Source organism: Streptomyces sp. NPDC046379, assembly GCF_055587785.1.
Genome location: NZ_JBVJFP010000011.1, coordinates 118,255 through 133,839, shown reverse-complemented (window position 1 = coordinate 133,839; position 15,585 = coordinate 118,255). Strand labels below are relative to the sequence as shown.

At 74.5% G+C, this 15,585-nt stretch carries 12 protein-coding genes; 6 read left to right on the top strand and 6 right to left on the bottom strand.

Annotated elements, in window-relative coordinates; genetic code table 11:
* The first annotated feature begins 59 nt into the window (after positions 1-59).
* From ACZ6KF_RS20415 to ACZ6KF_RS20400, 4 genes are all read left to right on the top strand, one after another.
* Positions 60-743, top strand: a complete 684-nt coding sequence (locus ACZ6KF_RS20415) for a TetR/AcrR family transcriptional regulator (protein ID WP_469175037.1) — start codon at positions 60-62, stop codon at positions 741-743.
* A gap of 104 nt (positions 744-847) precedes the next feature.
* The gene (locus ACZ6KF_RS20410) at positions 848-3,232 is read left to right on the top strand and encodes a SpoIIE family protein phosphatase (protein ID WP_469239519.1); all 2,385 of its coding nucleotides are present in this window, start codon (positions 848-850) and stop codon (positions 3,230-3,232) included.
* A 303-nt stretch (positions 3,233-3,535) separates the two neighbouring features.
* Positions 3,536-3,826 (top strand): tetratricopeptide repeat protein, encoded by a 291-nt coding sequence (locus ACZ6KF_RS20405; RefSeq protein WP_356629184.1) that lies wholly within the window; start codon positions 3,536-3,538, stop codon positions 3,824-3,826.
* A 55-nt stretch (positions 3,827-3,881) separates the two neighbouring features.
* Positions 3,882-4,568 carry a peptide deformylase gene (locus tag ACZ6KF_RS20400; protein ID WP_356628974.1) on the top strand — a complete coding sequence of 229 codons (687 nt, stop codon included), beginning with the start codon at positions 3,882-3,884 and terminating at the stop codon, positions 4,566-4,568.
* Here the strand turns inward: ACZ6KF_RS20400 and ACZ6KF_RS20395 are convergent.
* Positions 4,553-5,983, bottom strand: a complete 1,431-nt coding sequence (locus ACZ6KF_RS20395; RefSeq protein WP_469239517.1) for a dihydrolipoyl dehydrogenase family protein — start codon at positions 5,981-5,983, stop codon at positions 4,553-4,555. The genes ACZ6KF_RS20400 and ACZ6KF_RS20395 overlap by 16 nt on opposite strands.
* A gap of 123 nt (positions 5,984-6,106) precedes the next feature.
* Here ACZ6KF_RS20395 and trxA point away from each other — a divergent pair, with 123 nt between their 5' ends.
* Positions 6,107-6,496 carry a thioredoxin gene (gene trxA, locus ACZ6KF_RS20390; protein WP_356628978.1) on the top strand — a complete coding sequence of 130 codons (390 nt, stop codon included), beginning with the start codon at positions 6,107-6,109 and terminating at the stop codon, positions 6,494-6,496.
* Between the two features lie 175 nt (positions 6,497-6,671).
* Here trxA and ACZ6KF_RS20385 read toward each other — a convergent pair whose 3' ends face one another.
* The 3 genes from ACZ6KF_RS20385 to ACZ6KF_RS20375 all read right to left on the bottom strand — a co-directional run bounded on the left by ACZ6KF_RS20385 (position 6,672) and on the right by ACZ6KF_RS20375 (position 9,557).
* Positions 6,672-7,877 (bottom strand): hypothetical protein, encoded by a 1,206-nt coding sequence (locus ACZ6KF_RS20385; RefSeq protein WP_469239622.1) that lies wholly within the window; start codon positions 7,875-7,877, stop codon positions 6,672-6,674.
* Positions 7,878-7,989: 112 nt separating this feature from the next.
* Positions 7,990-8,751, bottom strand: a complete 762-nt coding sequence (locus ACZ6KF_RS20380) for a M23 family metallopeptidase (protein WP_469239515.1) — start codon at positions 8,749-8,751, stop codon at positions 7,990-7,992.
* A gap of 146 nt (positions 8,752-8,897) precedes the next feature.
* Positions 8,898-9,557 (bottom strand): M15 family metallopeptidase, encoded by a 660-nt coding sequence (locus ACZ6KF_RS20375; RefSeq protein ID WP_356628984.1) that lies wholly within the window; start codon positions 9,555-9,557, stop codon positions 8,898-8,900.
* Between the two features lie 603 nt (positions 9,558-10,160).
* On the opposite strand from ACZ6KF_RS20375, the gene ACZ6KF_RS20370 reads away from it, so the two are divergent.
* Complete coding sequence (locus ACZ6KF_RS20370; RefSeq protein ID WP_469239513.1) at positions 10,161-13,490, top strand: AfsR/SARP family transcriptional regulator; 3,330 nt, start codon at positions 10,161-10,163, stop codon at positions 13,488-13,490.
* Positions 13,491-13,729: 239 nt separating this feature from the next.
* On the opposite strand, the gene ACZ6KF_RS20365 is transcribed toward ACZ6KF_RS20370, so the two are convergent.
* Together ACZ6KF_RS20365 and ACZ6KF_RS20360 are read right to left on the bottom strand one after the other, a co-directional pair.
* Positions 13,730-14,764 carry a LacI family DNA-binding transcriptional regulator gene (locus ACZ6KF_RS20365; protein WP_356628988.1) on the bottom strand — a complete coding sequence of 345 codons (1,035 nt, stop codon included), beginning with the start codon at positions 14,762-14,764 and terminating at the stop codon, positions 13,730-13,732.
* Between the two features lie 53 nt (positions 14,765-14,817).
* Complete coding sequence (locus ACZ6KF_RS20360; RefSeq protein ID WP_356628990.1) at positions 14,818-15,495, bottom strand: TetR/AcrR family transcriptional regulator; 678 nt, start codon at positions 15,493-15,495, stop codon at positions 14,818-14,820.
* Positions 15,496-15,585: the final 90 nt, after the last annotated feature.

Here is a 15,585-nt window from a genome sequence, read left to right as displayed (position 1 = left end):
CCCGTTCGGCACCAGATCTCGGCTTCCCGGCACTGAGTACCGCCGTAGGGTGGGCGTCCATGAACAAGGCACCCGCACGGATCCGTCTCGCCGACGCCGCGCTCGCGCTCTTCGACGAGCGGGGGTACGAGCAGACCACGGTGGACGACATCGCCGAGCGTGCCGGGGTGGGGCGCACGACGTTCTTCCGGCACTACGGGTCGAAGGAAGCGGTGATCTTCCCCGACCACGACCGGCTGCTCGACCTCATCAGGGACCGGCTGGCGACGTCCAGTCACAGCACCGCCCTGGTGGCCGTCTCGGACGCGGTCCGGCTGGTGCTGCTGCACTACGTGGAGGAGGGCGATCTCGCCCGCCGGCGGTATGCGCTGACGAGCAAGGTGGCCGTGCTGCGGGACCGGGAGATCGCCAGCGTCGCCCGGTATCAGCGGCTGTTCCGGGAGTTCATCGCCGACTGGATGGGCGATCCGACGGCATCGGCCTCGCTGCGCGCCGAGCTGATGGCGGCGTCCGTCGTCGCGGCCCACAACCATGTGCTGCGGCGCTGGCTGCGGGGCGCGTCGTCCGACCCGGTCACGGAGATCGACGAGGCGATGCGCGAGGTGCTGGCCCTCTTCCCGGCGCCCGGCGCCGGCGGGGGCGCGGCCGGCGGCACGACCGTGGTCGCCTTCCGTACCGGGCAGGATCTGGACGCGCTGCTGCCGGCGCTGAGGCGGGCCGTCGAAGGGATTCCCGGCCCCTGACGCCCGACGTTCCCGAGGTGCCGCCCGGGGCCGCCGCCCGCACAATGGTCGGGACAGCGTGACCCCCCGGTGACCAGTGGTGTTCGAGGTGACGAGGCGGCCGAGTGACTGCGAGGACAGACGCCAACGGCTCGGGTGAGCCGCCGGGGGACGGCACGGCCGTGCTCCTGCTTGACGGCGACGGCGTCGTGCTGGGGTGCTCCGGGACGGTCGCCGGCCACTCCCTGGCCGGGCTGCGGGGTCGCCGTATCGCGGACGTGGTCACCGCGCCGGACTCCTGGACCGCGGCGCTCCGCGCCGTCTCCCGGGACGAGTGGCGGACGCTGCGGGCGTCGCTGGTCCACCCGGACGGCTCCGCGCCCGAGGTGGACGCGACGGTGCTGCCGCTGCCCCCGGACGGCCGGGCGCGGTTCGTGGTCTGTCTGACCGCCGCGTGCCGTGACTGGCCCGGCGTGGAGGACGAGTCGCTGCTGCGGGCGCTGTTCAGCCAGGACCAGATCGGGCTGATCGTCCACGACGCCGAGCTGCGGATCACCCGGGCCAATCCCGACCCCCGCCTCCTCGGCCAGTCCGGGACCCCTCGGCAGCCGCCCGGCCTGCGCATCGCGGACGTCCTGCGCGCGGAGGACGCCCGCGTGATCGAGGAGCGGCTGCGGCGCGTGCTGGCGACCGGTGAGCCGCTGATCGGCTGGGAGCGCTCGGCGCGGTTCCGGTCGGCTCCGGCGCGGGAGCGCGTGCTGGCGCTGTCCGCGTTCCGGCTGAACGACGCCCGGGACCGCGTGATCGGCGTGGCGGTGATCTTCGCCGACATCACCGAGAAGCACACGGCACGCCGGCGCCTGGACCTGCTGTACGCGGCCGCCACCCGGCTGGGCCGCACCCTGGACGTGACGCACAACGCCCGGGAGCTGACCGCCGTCCTCGTGCCGGAGGTCGCCGACCTGGTGAGCGTGGACCTGTCCGAGTCGGTGTTCCAGGGGCGCGAGCCCGGCCGGTTCCGCCCGGGCACGCATCTGCGCCGTACGGCGACCGCCGCCGCGTCGGGGACCTGGCCCGCGGACGTGTACCGGGACGGCGACACCGTGCGGGCCCGGGAGGCCGAGAGCGAGGCGCTGCGCGAGGGCCGGGCGGTGCTGGTGCCCGACATGGCCGCCTTCGCGCGGGTGCAGGACGTGGACGAGGAGCGGCGTCGGCTGCTGTTCCCCGCGGGGGCCTCGTCCGCGCTGTTCGTCCCGCTGCACGCCCGGGGGAGCGTGCTGGGCGTGGTGGGGCTGTGGCGCGTCGGCGACCGGTCGCCGTTCGCCGAGGGGGACGTGCCGCTGATCGAGGAGATCTCCTCCCGGGCGGCGCTGAGCCTGGAGAACGCCCGCCGCTACACCACCGAGCTGCGCACCGTGGAGACGCTGCAGCGGAGCCTGCTCCCGTCCTCCGGGATGGCGCTGAGCGCGGCGGAGTCCTCCGGCATCTACGTCCCCGCCGGCAGGGCGTCGGGCATCGGCGGGTGCTGGTACGACGTCATCGAACTGCCCGCCGCACGGGTCGCGTTCGTGATCGGCGACGTGGCCGGGCACGGTCTGGGCGCGACGGCCACCATGGGCAGGCTGCGCACGGCCGTGCAGACGCTGTCCGATCTCGAACTGCCGCCGGAGGAGCTGCTGACGCACCTGGACGACCTCGTCGTGCGGCTGGGGGCGACCGAGCCGGAGTCCCAGGTCGGCGGCGTCCTCGGCTCGACCTGCCTGTACTGCGTGTACGACCCGGTCACCGGCCATTGCGTGCTGGCGGGCGCCGGCCATCCGCCGCCGGTCCTGATCGGCCCGGACGGCTCCCGCGCCGCCGTGCCGCTCACCCCGGGTCCCGCCCTCGGTGAGGGGCATCTGCCCTTCGAACCACTGGAGTTGACGCTCACGCCCGGCAGCGTCCTGGCGTTCGCCACCCGGGAACTGACGCGGGACGAGGGCACGGCGGAGCTGCTGCACCGGCACATGGCCGCCGCCGTGGCGGCGGGCGACTCCCCCGCCGACATCGGACGCACCGCCCTCGACCGGGCCCTGACGGAACCCCCGGCCGACGACGTGGCCCTGCTCGTGGCCCGGGTGCGGCGGCTGCCACGGGACGCGGTCGCCTCCTGGGAGTTGAAGGCCGACCCGAGCGTGGTCGGTGAGGCCCGGCGGCTGATCACCGGGCAACTCGCCGACTGGGGCCTGGCGGACCTGGCCTTCACCACCGAGCTGATCGTCAGCGAACTGCTCACCAACGCCATCCGGTACGCCGAACCGCCCGTCGGGCTACGGCTGATCAGGGACAAGAGCCTCATCTGCGAGGTCTCCGACGCCAGTCAGACCCAGCCGCGGCTGCGCCGCGCCAGACTCCTCGACGAGGGTGGGCGCGGCCTGTTCCTCATCGCCCAGCTGGCGCAGCGCTGGGGCAGCCGGTACACCCGCTCCGGCAAGACCATCTGGACGGAGCAGCCGCTGGAGCCGGCCTGAGTCCGGGCGGGCGTCGAGCGACACGCCCCGCCCGGCGTCGTGCCGCACGGGCCTGCGCCCCCTCCCCCGGCGTCATGGGCATGCGCCCCCGTCCGGCTCGTACCGCACGGGCGTTGGCCTTCGCCCGGCGTCGTGCCGCGGGCGCGCCCGCGGGTCGGGATTCGGGGCCCCGGAATGTTCCGCCGCCCCCGCCGGTTGGAGTGCGCGAAGGAGGCACCAGTGGAGACGATCTACACGGCGGTGGGCGACCAGGCGTCGTACTACGACCACGGAACGCCGGCCGAGCGCTGGGAGCGGGCGCGGATGTTCTTCGACGCCAAGGAGTACGCCGCCGCGGCGCGCGTCCTGGACGGGCTGGTCGAGGAGGCGCCGGAGCAGACCGGGCCCCGGCTGCTGCTGGCGCGGGCCTACTACCACTCCGCCCAGCTGGGACGTGCCGAGCGGGAGTTGCGGATCATCGTGGAGCGCGACCCGGTGGAGGGGTACGCCCGGCTGATGCTGGGGCGCACCCTCCAGCGGCAGGGCCGGGAGGAGGAGGCCGGGCCGCACCTGCGGATCGCCTCCGCGCTCGCGGGCGACTTCGAGCGGCCGTGAGGACGCCGTCGCGCTCCCCCGTCGCGGGCGGTGCGGGGCGTGGCATGCTGGCGGAATGCCGTCCAGCCTTTCCTTCCGTGCGTCCCGTGACCGTGTGCCCTACGCCGAGCTGGTCGAGGAACTCCTCGCCGCCGAGGGGCCGTTGCCCATCGTGACGGCGGGGGACCCGGTGCTGCGGCGGGTCGCCGAGCCGTACGACGGTCAGCTCGGGCCCGCGCTGCTCGCCCGGTTCGTCGCGGCGCTGCGTGCCACCATGCACGCGGCGCCGGGCGTGGGCCTCGCCGCCCCGCAGGTGGGCGTGGGGCTGCGGATCGCGGTGATCGAGGACCCGGCGCCGGTGCCGGAAGAGGTGCGGCTGGCGCGCGGGCGGGTTCCGCAGCCGTTCCGGGTGCTGGTGAACCCCTCGTACGAGCCGCTGGGCACGGAGCGGGCGGCGTTCTTCGAGGGTTGTCTGAGCGTGCCGGGGTGGCAGGCGGTGGCGGCCCGGCCCGCGCGCGTGCGGCTCACCTGCCAGGACGAGCACGGCGAGGCCGTGGACGAGGAGTTCGAGGGCTGGCCCGGGCGGATCGTGCAGCACGAGACGGACCACCTGGACGGCCTGCTGTATCTGGACCGGGCGGAGCCGCGCTCGCTGTCGTCCAATCGGGCCGTGGCCGAGCGCTGGACCCAGCCCACGCCGCTGGAGGCGGCGCGGGAGCTGGGCTTCGAACTGCCGGAAGCTCCCCCTCAGTTGTCCCGGTAGGCCTCCAGCAGGCGCAGCCACACCTCGCTGATCGTCGGGTACGACGGCACCGCGTGCCACAGCCGGCCGAGCGGAACCCGCCCGACGACGGCGACGGTCGCCGAGTGGATCAGCTCGCCGACCCCGGGGCCCACGAAGGTGACGCCGCGCAGGATCTCCTCCTCCAGGTCGACCACCATGCGGGCGCGGCCCTGGTAGCCGTCGGCGTACAGACCCGCCCCGGCGACCGAGGAGAACTCGACGTCGACGGCGCGGACACGGTGGCCGGCCGCTTCCGCCTCGGCGAGGGAGAGGCCCACGGCGGCGGCCTCGGGGTCGGTGAAGACGACCTGGGGGACGGCGGCGTGGTCGGCGGTCGCGGAGTGCGCGCCCCAGGTCTCCCGGCCGACGCTCTCCCCGGCGGCGCGGGTCGCGATGGCGGCGCCCGCGATGCGGGCCTGGTACTTGCCCTGGTGGGTGAGCAGGGCCCGCTGGTTGACGTCGCCGACCGCGTACAGCCAGTCGGTGCCGGTGACCCGGAGGCTGTCGTCCACGGGGAGCCAGGAGCCCGCCTGCAGGCCGACGGTGTCGAGGCCGATGTCGTCGGTGCGCGGGGCGCGGCCGGTGGCGAAGAGGATCTCGTCGGCCTCGATCCGCTCGCCCGCGTCGGTGACGGCGACGACGGCGCCGTCGTCGCGGGCCACGGACGTCAGGGAGGTGCCGGTGCGCAGGTCGGCGCCCGCCGCGGTGAGCGCCTCGGCGACCAGTTCGCCGGCGAAGGGTTCCATGCGGGGCAGCAGGCCCTTGCCGCGGACCAGGAGGGTGACCCGGGAGCCGAGCGCCTGCCAGGCGGTGGCCATCTCGGTGGCGACGACGCCGCCGCCCACCACGATCAGCCGGCCGGGCGCCTCCTTGGCGCTGGTCGCCTCCCTGCTGGTCCAGGGCCGCACGTCCGCGAGACCGGGCAGGTCGGGCAGTTGCGCGCGGGTTCCGGTGCACACGGCGACGGCGTGCCGGGCGGTGAGGGTGCGCACCGCGCCGTCGGGGCCGGTCACGGCGACCGCGCGCGGTCCGGCGAGGCGGCCCTGGCCGCGGTACAGGTCGGCGCCGATGGCGTCGAGCCACCGGACCTGGCCGTCGTCCTGCCAGTGGGAGGTGTAGCCGTCGCGGTGGGCGAGGACCGCGGCGGTGTCGAGGGGGCCCTGTACGGCCTGGGCGAGGCCGGGGACGCGGCGGGCGTCGGCGCGGGCGATGGCCGGGCGCAGCAGGGCCTTGCTGGGCATGCAGGCCCAGTAGGAGCACTCGCCGCCGACGAGTTCGCTCTCCACGACCGCGGTGGTCAGTCCGGCGGCGCGGGTGCGGTCGGCGACGTTCTCCCCCACGGGCCCGGCCCCGAGCACCACGACGTCGTACGCGATGGTTTCCGTTTCCGTCATGGGGTCAGTGTGGTGGGTGGTGTGGCCCGGGGCCACATGGGCAAGCGCCGCGGAATACGGACCCGGGCCGCCGTGTTGTGCGGACGGCTTCACCCCCACCACCAGGAATGAGGGATTCACGCCATGAGCAGCAGCACCGTCGAGCTCACCAAGGACAACTTCGACGAGACGGTCAAGGAGAACGACTTCGTGCTGATCGACTTCTGGGCGGAGTGGTGCGGTCCCTGCCGTCAGTTCGCGCCGGTCTACGAGAAGGTGGCGCAGGCCAACCCCGACCTGGTCTTCGGCAAGGTGGACACCGAGGCGCAGCCGGAGCTGGCCGCGGCCTTCCAGATCCAGTCGATCCCGACGCTGATGATCGTCCGTGACCGGGTCGCCGTGTTCGCTCAGCCGGGGGCGCTGCCGGAGGCCGCGCTGACGGACCTGATCGGCCAGGCCCGCAACCTGGACATGGACGAGGTCCGCAGGTCGGTGGCCGCGCAGCAGGCGCAGAGCGGGCAGAGCGGCGCGTAACGCCCGTCGCGGGCCGATCGGGGTCCGGGGGCGTCGTCCCCGTGCGGGTGGGCGAAGTCGTCGCCCCGGGCGGTCCTGCCCTCGGCCGGCGCCTCCGAGACGGAGAAGCCGGGCGCGAGCACGCCTCGGCCGCTGCGGACGCAGGGGCCGAGGCGCAGTGCCGTCGCGGTACGGGCTAACAGACCGGCACCCCGGGAATCCGGTTCTCCGGCACGCTGAGATAGATGTTGGTCATGTAGCCGCCGTACTGCGGCAGACGAGCCCACCAGTCGTTGGTGTAGGGCGGGACGCTGACCTGCTGTCCGCGCGTCTGACAGCCGACCAGGACCTCGACGCCGGCGGGCAGCGTCGTGACCGCGCCCGAGGTGGTCGCCGCCTGGGTGCGGACCCGGACTCCGCTGCCCCAGGTGCCGATCCACGTGCCGGCCGGCTGCGAGGCGCCGGGGACGTTCAGCGACCGGGTCAGCCGCCCCACGTCCGTGTAGGCCTTGCCGTAGGGGGTTGCGGCGGGGTGCAGGGTGAAGACCGCCACGATGGAGCGGTCGCCCGCGCCGACCACGCCCGTGGTGTGCAGTGCCGGACGTGCGAGGTCCACGGCCTCGGCGCCCGCGGCCGTCCGTGCGGCGGACCCGGCCGGTGCCGCCGCCGCGGCGGTCGTCGCCGTGCAGCCTCCGGAGCTGAAGCCCGACCAGCCCTGCTTGACGGCCCAGGGGCGGTTGAAGGAACCCGCGATGCCGAAGTGCTGGTCGTAGCCGTCGGTGGCGCAGCGGGTGGACTGGCGCAGATTGCCGAGGACGTAGTCGCGTACCGCCGCGGGAGCCGCGTCCAGCAGGTAGCGGTAGATCTTCACGGTGTCGCGGGCCGAGAGGGCCGTGTAGCCCCAGTAGCCGGGGTGGGTGGCCGGCGGACGGGCGGTGTCCGTCAGACCGAGCCGCGTGACCATCCGGTCGACGATCGCGCCGGAGCCGTTGTTCGCCCAGAACGTGCTCGCGGCCGCGTCGTCGCTGCCGCGCAGCATGTTGTCGACGCGGGACCGGTCGGCGGCCGGCAGGGCGTCGGGGCCGCGGTTCCAGAGCAGGTCCAGGGCGATCAGCAGCTTCACCACGGACGCCGACCGGAACTGCGCGGCGGTGTTCAGCTGCTCGGTGAAGGCGCCGGTGTGGCGGTCGAATACGGCGACGCCCGCCGTCACCCCGGCCGGCACGTCGGCCCGCACCGACACCGGGGGCGACGACGGGGACTCGGTGGGTGCGCCGGTCGCGGTGGGCGCGGTGGCGCACACCAGTGCCGCGAGAGCGGCGGTCAGCACTCCCGCCCGCACCGCCCCACGGCGTGCGAACCGGACGACCGCTCCGTCACGTGCGCTGCCCAGGCTCATCATGCTCATCCTCCCAGTCGTCGGTCCGCGCGGACGGGGTGAGGCCGGGGCGCGAGGGGCGCCGCGGCGACCGGGACGGCCGCCGCGGCACCCCTCGTCCCGGCGGGGACGCCGGTCAGCACGTACGCACGCCCGGCAGCCAGGCGTCGGGGTGGTCGATGTAGATGTTGCTGATGTAGCCGCCGAGCCCGGGGACGTAGGCCCAGGCGTCGTTGCTGTAGCCCTCGGCGTGGACCATGTCGCCGCGCTTCTGGCACTCCACGTAGACCGGCGTCGGCCCGGTCAGCGTGCGGACGACCGTCGCGGTCAGCCGTGCGTCGGCGCGCACCCGGACCGAGGTCCCCCAGGTGGTGAAGTTGGTCCCGGGCGTACCGCTGCCCGGCGTGCACGGCAGGCCCACCCCGCGCTCCCGCAGGTAGGGGACGGGGTCCATGCCGCGGGTGCTGGACGTGGAGCTGTGCGCCTCGAAGTGCAGGTGGGGCCCGGTGGACTGGCCCTCGGAGCCCATGCGGGCGATCAGCTGGCCGCCGCTGACCCGCTGGTTCACGGAGACGAGACGCTGGTACATGTGGCCGTACTCGGTGACCGTGCCGTCGTCGTGCCGGATGCGGATCCACTGGCCGTAGCCGCTGGCGGCGCCGGAGACGATGACCGTGCCCGGGCCGGTGGAGTAGATCGGCGTGCCGAGGGCGTTGGCGATGTCGACGCCGTCGTGTCCGGAGTGCCACCACTGGGTGACCCTTCCGGAGGTCGGGCAGGAGCCCGCGTAGGCGGTGGGCGCGGCCTCGGCCGCGCCCGCGGTGAGCGGGATCAGCCCGGTCGCGGCGACCGTGGCGAGGAGCATCCCGACGGACTTGGTGCGCTTGAGTACGCGCATGGCGAATTCTCCTTCGTGGGGTGGATGGGGCGAGGGCGGCTCGGCCGACGAGGTCGTCGTCGGCGAGGTCCAGGTGTCCTCCGTCTCGTCCCCCGTGGGTCCGTCCCGGACGTGCGGCCCGGCATGTGCCCCGAGGGCCGCGGCGGCTACGGGTGGTTCAGCGAGGCGGGCCCGTACTTGGCCGCCGGCGCCTCGGTCATCAGCGCCCAGTACCGGTCTCCGTACGACCAGTGCCACCACTCGGTCGGGTAGTTGACGAACCCGGCCGCCGTCATGGCCCGGCCCATCACCTCCCGGTTGGCGCGGGCCTCGGCTCCGATGCCGGCCGCGGCGGTACGGCAGCCGCCCGCGCTCTCCTCGGGAGTGGCGTTGACCTGGGTGCCGAGGGGGAGTTCGGCGCCGTCCCCCGTGCACAGCGTCAGGTCCACCGCGCCGCCGCTGACGTGCGGGGCGACCTCGGGGGGCGAGATGTACGCGCTGGCCAGCTCGCGTATCCGCTCCGGCGGGGCGTCCGGGTGGGCCGTGCGCAGCGTGGCCGCGTACGCGTCGAAGTAGCGGCGCTGCAGCGCGGGCGGCCGGAAGCCCTCCACCATCAGCAGGCGGACGCCGGGGGGCAGCGCGTCCTGTGCGAGCAGCAGCCGGCGGAGCACGTCCGCCCTCAGGTGCGCGTACGAGCCGTCGTCGTCGGCCTTCCGCGTGTCGACCCGGAGCGCGGCGACCTCCCGGGCGTCGACCAGGGGTTCACCGTTGTCGGCGACACGCGTGGCTGCCACTCGGTGGTCCGAAAGCAGGATGATGTCCCTCACGCTCTCAGCGTGGCCGCGGGCTCTGCAGGAACGATGCAGATCTTCTGCAGGGCGATGCAGGACCGGCTCAGGACTGCTCGTGATTCCGGTGCGCGAAGCGCCGTGAGCCGAAGCCGTCGTCGCCCCGCGCACCGCCCGCGCAGAACGATTCCTCGGCCTTTGTCGGAAGCAGTCGTCGAATTCTGCGAAACACCCGGAATGGGCCCGAGTCGACGCCGCCGCCGACGCGGACCGCGCCGATCCGGCCACGGGGTCCGCCGACTTCCCACCCGGACCAGGTAATTGTTCACGTATTGCCCGCCTCTCACGGTGTCGCCGCGGCGGGCTCTCGGGCAACCGTCGTCCGGGCGCATCGACGAACCGGCCCCACCGGCCTGGAGGAGAGGCAGTCACACGAAAGGACCTGCGCCTCCGTCCGCAGGTCGAAAGCGGACAGTCCTTTCCTCGGATTGGGAGGGATTCACACAGGACACCCCACGAATTCCAGCCAAGTGCACGTGATACCGGCCTGCCGAGAAAAACGGGCAGTCCGGTGTGCGGCATGCCTTCCGCCCTGGCCGGTATGTTGTCCCCGACTGCGGGAGCGTGAAATCGGGGGACACGATGGACGTTCGCCTTCTGGGTCCGGTCGACGTGTCGAGCGAGGGACGTCGTATTGCGCTGAACGGCGCCAAACCGACGGCGATACTCGCGGCTCTCGTCGTCCATCTCGGTGAGGTGCTGTCCGCCGAGCGGCTGGTCGACCTGATCTGGGAGGAGGAGCCGCCCGCCACCGCGCGGGCGCTCGTCGCCTCGCACGTCTCCGGACTGCGGCGGGTCCTGGCCAAAGCGGAGGGCGGCGACGCCATCCGCACCCGGTCCCCGGGTTACGTCGCCGAGTTCCCTCCCTCCGCCGTGGACGCCCGGCGCTTCGAGGCGGCGTTCACCGCCGGCCGCAACGCGGCCCTCGACGGGCGTGCCGAGGAGGCCGCCGAGACGCTGCAGAGGGCGCTGCGGCTGTGGCGCGGCCAGGACGCCCTGGAAGGGCTCGGCCAGTCCTTCGCCCGCGTCGAGGCGATGCGCCTGACGGAACTTCGGCTGGAGGCACAGGAGTTCCGCTTCGCCGCCGAACTGGATCTGGATCGTCGTACGGATCTCGTCGCCGAACTCGTGGCACACGTCGCCGCCCACCCCCTCAGAGAACGCTCGCGCGGCCAGCTGATGACCGCGCTGTTCCGCACCGGCCGGATGGCCGACGCGCTGCGCTGCTACGACGAGGGCCGCCGTCTGCTCCGCACGGAGCTGGGCGTCGACCCCGGCCCGGAACTGCGGGCACTGCACCAGGCCGTGCTGCGGGCGGACACGACGGTGCTGGGAGCGCCGGTCCGCCGCGGGGCCACGTCCTCCGGAGCGGGCCACGCAGCGGTGTCCTTCGGGGAGCATCACGGAGCCGGATCCTCCAGGGGCGGCCACGGGCCCGCGGACACGGCGGTCCCCTCGCGCTCCGACGCCCGCCCGCCGTCGCACCGGCTTCGTGCCGGGCAGTCGTACGACGACACGGGTCGCCCGGCGCCCTGCCAACTGCCTCCCGACGTCGCCGACTTCATTGGCCGCACCGAAGAGATCGCCTGGGCGGCCGCCCTCCTGGAGCAGGTTCGGGACCCGCTGCGCACCGCGCCGCCCGTCGGGGTGATCTCCGGCCGGTCGGGCGCCGGCAAGACCGCCCTGGCGGTGCACGTGGGCCACCGCACCGCCGCGCTCTTCCCCGACGGACAGCTCTTCGTGGACCTGCGCGCCGCGGACTCCGAGCCCGTACGGACCACGGACGCCCTGGCCCGACTGCTGCGCGCCCTCGGGGCGGACCCCGACGCCCCGGCCCGCGACGAGGAGGACCTCCTCGGCCTGTACCGCACGCACATCGCGCGCCGCCGCGTCCTGCTCATCCTGGACGACGCCGTCGGCGAGGCCCTGCTGCGCCCGCTGCTTCCCCCCGGGGGCGGTTCGGCCGTGCTGATCACCTCCCGCCGCCGGCTGGTCGCCCTGGAGGGCGCCGTCCACCTCGACCTCGGCGTGCCCTCCGAAACGGAGGCGATGGAGCTGCTGGCCCGCGTCGCCGGCCCGAGCCGGCCGACCCTGGAGCCGGCCCGGGCGGCCGAGGTCGTCGCGCTGTGCGGACGGCTCCCGCTCGCCGTGCGCATCGCCGGAGCCCGTCTCGCCGCCCGCCCCCACTGGACACCGGCTCGGCTCGCGTCCCGCCTGAACGACGAGCGCCGCCGCCTGGACGAACTGCAGGCGGGCGACCTGGAAGTACGCGCGAGCCTGGGACTCGGCTACGCCGACCTCGACCCGCACCAGCGGCGCGCCCTGCGCCGCCTGGCCCTGATGGATCTGCCCGACTTCGCCGCATGGGTCGCCGGTCCGCTCCTCGACGTGAGCGACGACGACGCGGAGGACGCGGTCGAGCAACTCGTGGACTGCCACTTCGTGGAGGTCGTGCGCACCGACGAGACGGGCCGAACGCGCTACCGCATCCACGACCTGGCGCGCGAGTACGCCCGGGAACGCTGTCTGGCCGACGAGGCCCGGCAGGAGCGGGAGACGGCGGTGCGACGACTGGTCGACCGCTGGCTGGGCATGGCACGCGGCGCGGCAGCCCGGGGGCCGGGCGGCGCGGCGCGGCTCCTTCCTCCCCCGGCGGAGGGCGGGTCGGCACGTTCCGCGGGCGGGCCGGTGGATTGCGCGGCGGAGCCCGCACGTCTCCCGACGGGGCCCGCGCGTCCCTCGACGGAGCCGGCACGTTTCGCCGCAGAGCCGACTTCACCGACGGACCCGTCGGCCCACCCTGCGGGTGAGCCGACCGCGTGGTTCGCGGCCGAGCAGCGGTGCCTGCTCGCCGCGGTCACCCACTGCGCGGAGCACGGCATGTTCGATGCCGCCCGCGAACTCGCCGCCGCCCTGATGGCCGCCTCCGCGGCGCTCTACAACCGGTTCGACGCCTGGTCCCGCTCCCACGAGGTGGCCCTGCGGGCGGTGCGCCGCGGCAAAGACTCCGAGGGCGAGGCGTGGCTGCTGAACGGTCTTGGCCAACTCCGCCTGGAGCAGGACCGTTTCGACGAGGCGTACGCGTTCTTCGCCGCGGCGCTGCGCCTGTTCGAGGAGCGAGCCGTACGACGCGGACGCGCGGACGCGTTGGCCGGGATGGGCACGGCCCGCCGCGAACAGGCCCGCTTCGACGAGGCCCTGGCCCTGCTGACCGCGGCGCTCGCGCACTACCGGGAGCCGCGGGACGTCGCGTCCGTGGCCCATGTGCTGCACGGCATCGGATGCGTGTACCGGGACCAGGGCCGCGACGACGACGCATGGGCCGCTCTGTCCCGCGCGCACCGCCTGTACGTGGCCGCCGGCGACCGGCACGGCGACGCGCTCGTGCTGCGTTCACTGGGCCTGTACCACCGGGCGCGGGGCGACCTGCCGAACGCGGAGGTTCTGCTGCGGCGGTCGCTCGGCCTCTTCGAGGCGATGGACGACGCGTTCGGCGTCATGTACGCGAGCCAGTCCCTGGCCAAGGTGGAGTTCCGGCAGGGCCGGACGACCACGGCCCGGCAGCGTCTCGACCGGTGTCTGGAGATCACCCGCGAGCGCCAGGACATGTTCGGCGAGGCGCTCGTCCTGCGCACGATCGGCGAGTGGCACCTCGCCACGTCCGACTGGAAGACCGCGGCCGAGATCCTGAGACAGGCCCTCGACCTGTGGGACAAGCTGGAGCTGCCCCTGTGGCGCGCCCGCACCCTGCGCGACCTCGCCCGCGCCGAACTGGCCAGGGGCGCGGCCGGAACGGGGCACGAGCTCGAACAGGAGGCGCGGCGCGTCTTCCGCCGACTCGGCAGCCGCGAAGCACTGGAAGCCCTGGGAGCCCTGGGAGCGCTTGAACCGCACGGCGGTCCGGGACGCTGAGCCGGCGCCCCGCACGACCGGCGAGCCCGACCGGCACTCACCCGGCCCGCGTACGAGAGACGCCCACCCGCGCGCCGGCGGACGGCGCGGCATCCGCCGCGCGACCACTGCCGGAGGGGACTCGACCATGACCAGCACGCCACCGGGCAGGCGCGGACACGGCATCGGGGCGAGGCCGGGCCCGTCTCCGCTTCGGGGCACTGCGCTCCTCCACCGGGCTCCGGTGGCCGTCGTCAGGGTCAGGTGGAGTCGCGCCGCACGACCTCGGCGCCCAGCACCTCGTGCCGCTCGGGCTCGATGCCGGGGTCGCGGACGGCGCGGTCGACCAGTTCGGCCAGCTTCCGGCCGGACGGCAGTTCGAGGTGGACGGTGGTCAGCCGGGGCCTCAGCAGCCGGCCCAGCATCAGGTCGTCGGCTCCGATCACCGCCGTGTCCTCGGGGATGCGGACGCCCGCGTCCTGGAGGGCGCGCATGAGCAGCATCGCGTACTCGTCGTTGTAGGCGAACACGGCGTCGAGGTCCAGCTCGCGCCAGCGGGCGGCCAGGCGGGCGGCGGACTCCTCGTCGTAGGCGAGCGGCAGCTCGGTCACGGTGATCCCGGCGCCGTGCACGGCCTGCCGTACGCCCTCCACCCGGGGCCGGGCGAAGGCGTCCAGGCCGGGTTCCTCCGGGACGACGACGCCGATGCGGCGGCGGCCGCGGGCGCGCAGATGGGCGCCGGCCGCGCGGCCGACGCCCGTGTGGTCCATGACCACCGCGTGGGCGCCCTCGACGGGGTCGGGCCCGAAGGTGACCACGGCGCGGGCGCCGGAGCGCTTGAGCAGGGCCACGCCCTGCGGGCCGAGGGCGGCGCCGGGGGCGAGGACGGCCACCGGACGCAGCTCGGCCCAGGCGCGGGCGGCCTCGTCGCCGCACAGGCCGAGGCTGCCGTGCTGGACGACGGTGTAGTCGAGGCGGCCGAGCGCCCACTGGAGTTCGTTGACGAACCGGCTGAAGAGCGGGCCGGCCGGGATGGCCGGGGCGGGCATCAGCACCATGCGGGTGTGCCCGGCGCGCAGGCTGCGGGCCGCCGCGTGCGGTACGTAGCCGAGTTCCTTCGCGGCCTCGCGCACCCGGCGTCGGGTGGGCTCGCTGATGCGGACGGCGCTGGTGTTGTTCAGGACGTAGGAGACGGTCGCGCGCGAGACGCCGGCCAGGCGGGCCACGTCGGCGCTGGTGGGCACCGGGCGCTGCGGAGTGGATGCGGAGACGGGCTCTTTCGGTATCTGCACCATGAGGTAGGCATCTTGGCAGAGGCCGAAGGGCGCGGTCCGGGCGGGGGAACGCGCTACCGCTCCGGGCCGCGGGACGGTTCGGTCCGGGTCACCCGGGCGACGAGGTCGGTCCAGCCGGCCTCCAGCCGCTCCGGCGGCATTCCGCGCTGCCTGGTCAGGTGGTGGATCACGGCCGGGTCGAGGTACGCCATGAGGGTCTGGGCGAGCAGGTCGCAGTCCGCGTCGGGGATCGCCTGCCGCAGCAGCATCGCCACGTGCCCGTGATGCAGCCGCCGGGCTGGCGGGGTGTAGCGGCGGTCCGGGCCGTGTTCGGCGGCGAGCTGGAGCTCCAGCTCGCGGGCCGACCGGCGCAGCGAGGCCAGGCCGAAGGCGTGCAGCCGCTCCACGGCCGGGGCGCCGGGGCCGAGGGGCGGGGGGCCGGAGAGGAAGGCGGCCTGGAACTGCTTCTCGGAGTGGTCCAGCAGGGCCGTCAGCAGCCCGACGCGGTCCCCGAAGCGCCGGAAGACCGTGCCCTTGCCGACCGAGGCCGCCGCCGCGACGGCCTCCATGGTGAGCGCCGCGGCGCCGTGCTCGGCGACCAGCCGTCCCGCCGCCTCCAGGAGCCGGGCGCGGTTGCGCGCCGCGTCGGCCCGCAGACAGGGTTCGGCGCCCGGCAGGCCGAACTCGAGCGGCTCGGCCGTGTCGGACGCGGATCGCTGCGGCTCGGGGAGCGACGGCAGGGACGCGGACATGAGGACAGCGTAGAGCACCGGGAAGAAACTGGACCGCGGTCCGGTTTTGGTGTTACAACTTTAAACGGACCTCGGTCCGGATTCTTTCGC

What these genes read in the sequence shown, in the direction of transcription:
- trxA (WP_356628978.1), top strand. Translation starts at nt 6,107, where the DNA reads ATGAGCAGCAGCACCGTCGAGCTCACCAAGGACAACTTCGACGAGACG.
- ACZ6KF_RS20415 (WP_469175037.1), top strand. Translation starts at nt 60, where the DNA reads ATGAACAAGGCACCCGCACGGATCCGTCTCGCCGACGCCGCGCTCGCG.
- ACZ6KF_RS20395 (WP_469239517.1), bottom strand. Translation starts at nt 5,983, where the DNA reads ATGACGGAAACGGAAACCATCGCGTACGACGTCGTGGTGCTCGGGGCC.
- ACZ6KF_RS20400 (WP_356628974.1), top strand. Translation starts at nt 3,882, where the DNA reads ATGCCGTCCAGCCTTTCCTTCCGTGCGTCCCGTGACCGTGTGCCCTAC.
- ACZ6KF_RS20405 (WP_356629184.1), top strand. Translation starts at nt 3,536, where the DNA reads ATGTTCTTCGACGCCAAGGAGTACGCCGCCGCGGCGCGCGTCCTGGAC.
- ACZ6KF_RS20360 (WP_356628990.1), bottom strand. Translation starts at nt 15,495, where the DNA reads ATGTCCGCGTCCCTGCCGTCGCTCCCCGAGCCGCAGCGATCCGCGTCC.
- ACZ6KF_RS20380 (WP_469239515.1), bottom strand. Translation starts at nt 8,751, where the DNA reads ATGCGCGTACTCAAGCGCACCAAGTCCGTCGGGATGCTCCTCGCCACG.
- ACZ6KF_RS20370 (WP_469239513.1), top strand. Translation starts at nt 10,161, where the DNA reads ATGGACGTTCGCCTTCTGGGTCCGGTCGACGTGTCGAGCGAGGGACGT.
- ACZ6KF_RS20385 (WP_469239622.1), bottom strand. Translation starts at nt 7,877, where the DNA reads ATGATGAGCCTGGGCAGCGCACGTGACGGAGCGGTCGTCCGGTTCGCA.
- ACZ6KF_RS20365 (WP_356628988.1), bottom strand. Translation starts at nt 14,764, where the DNA reads ATGGTGCAGATACCGAAAGAGCCCGTCTCCGCATCCACTCCGCAGCGC.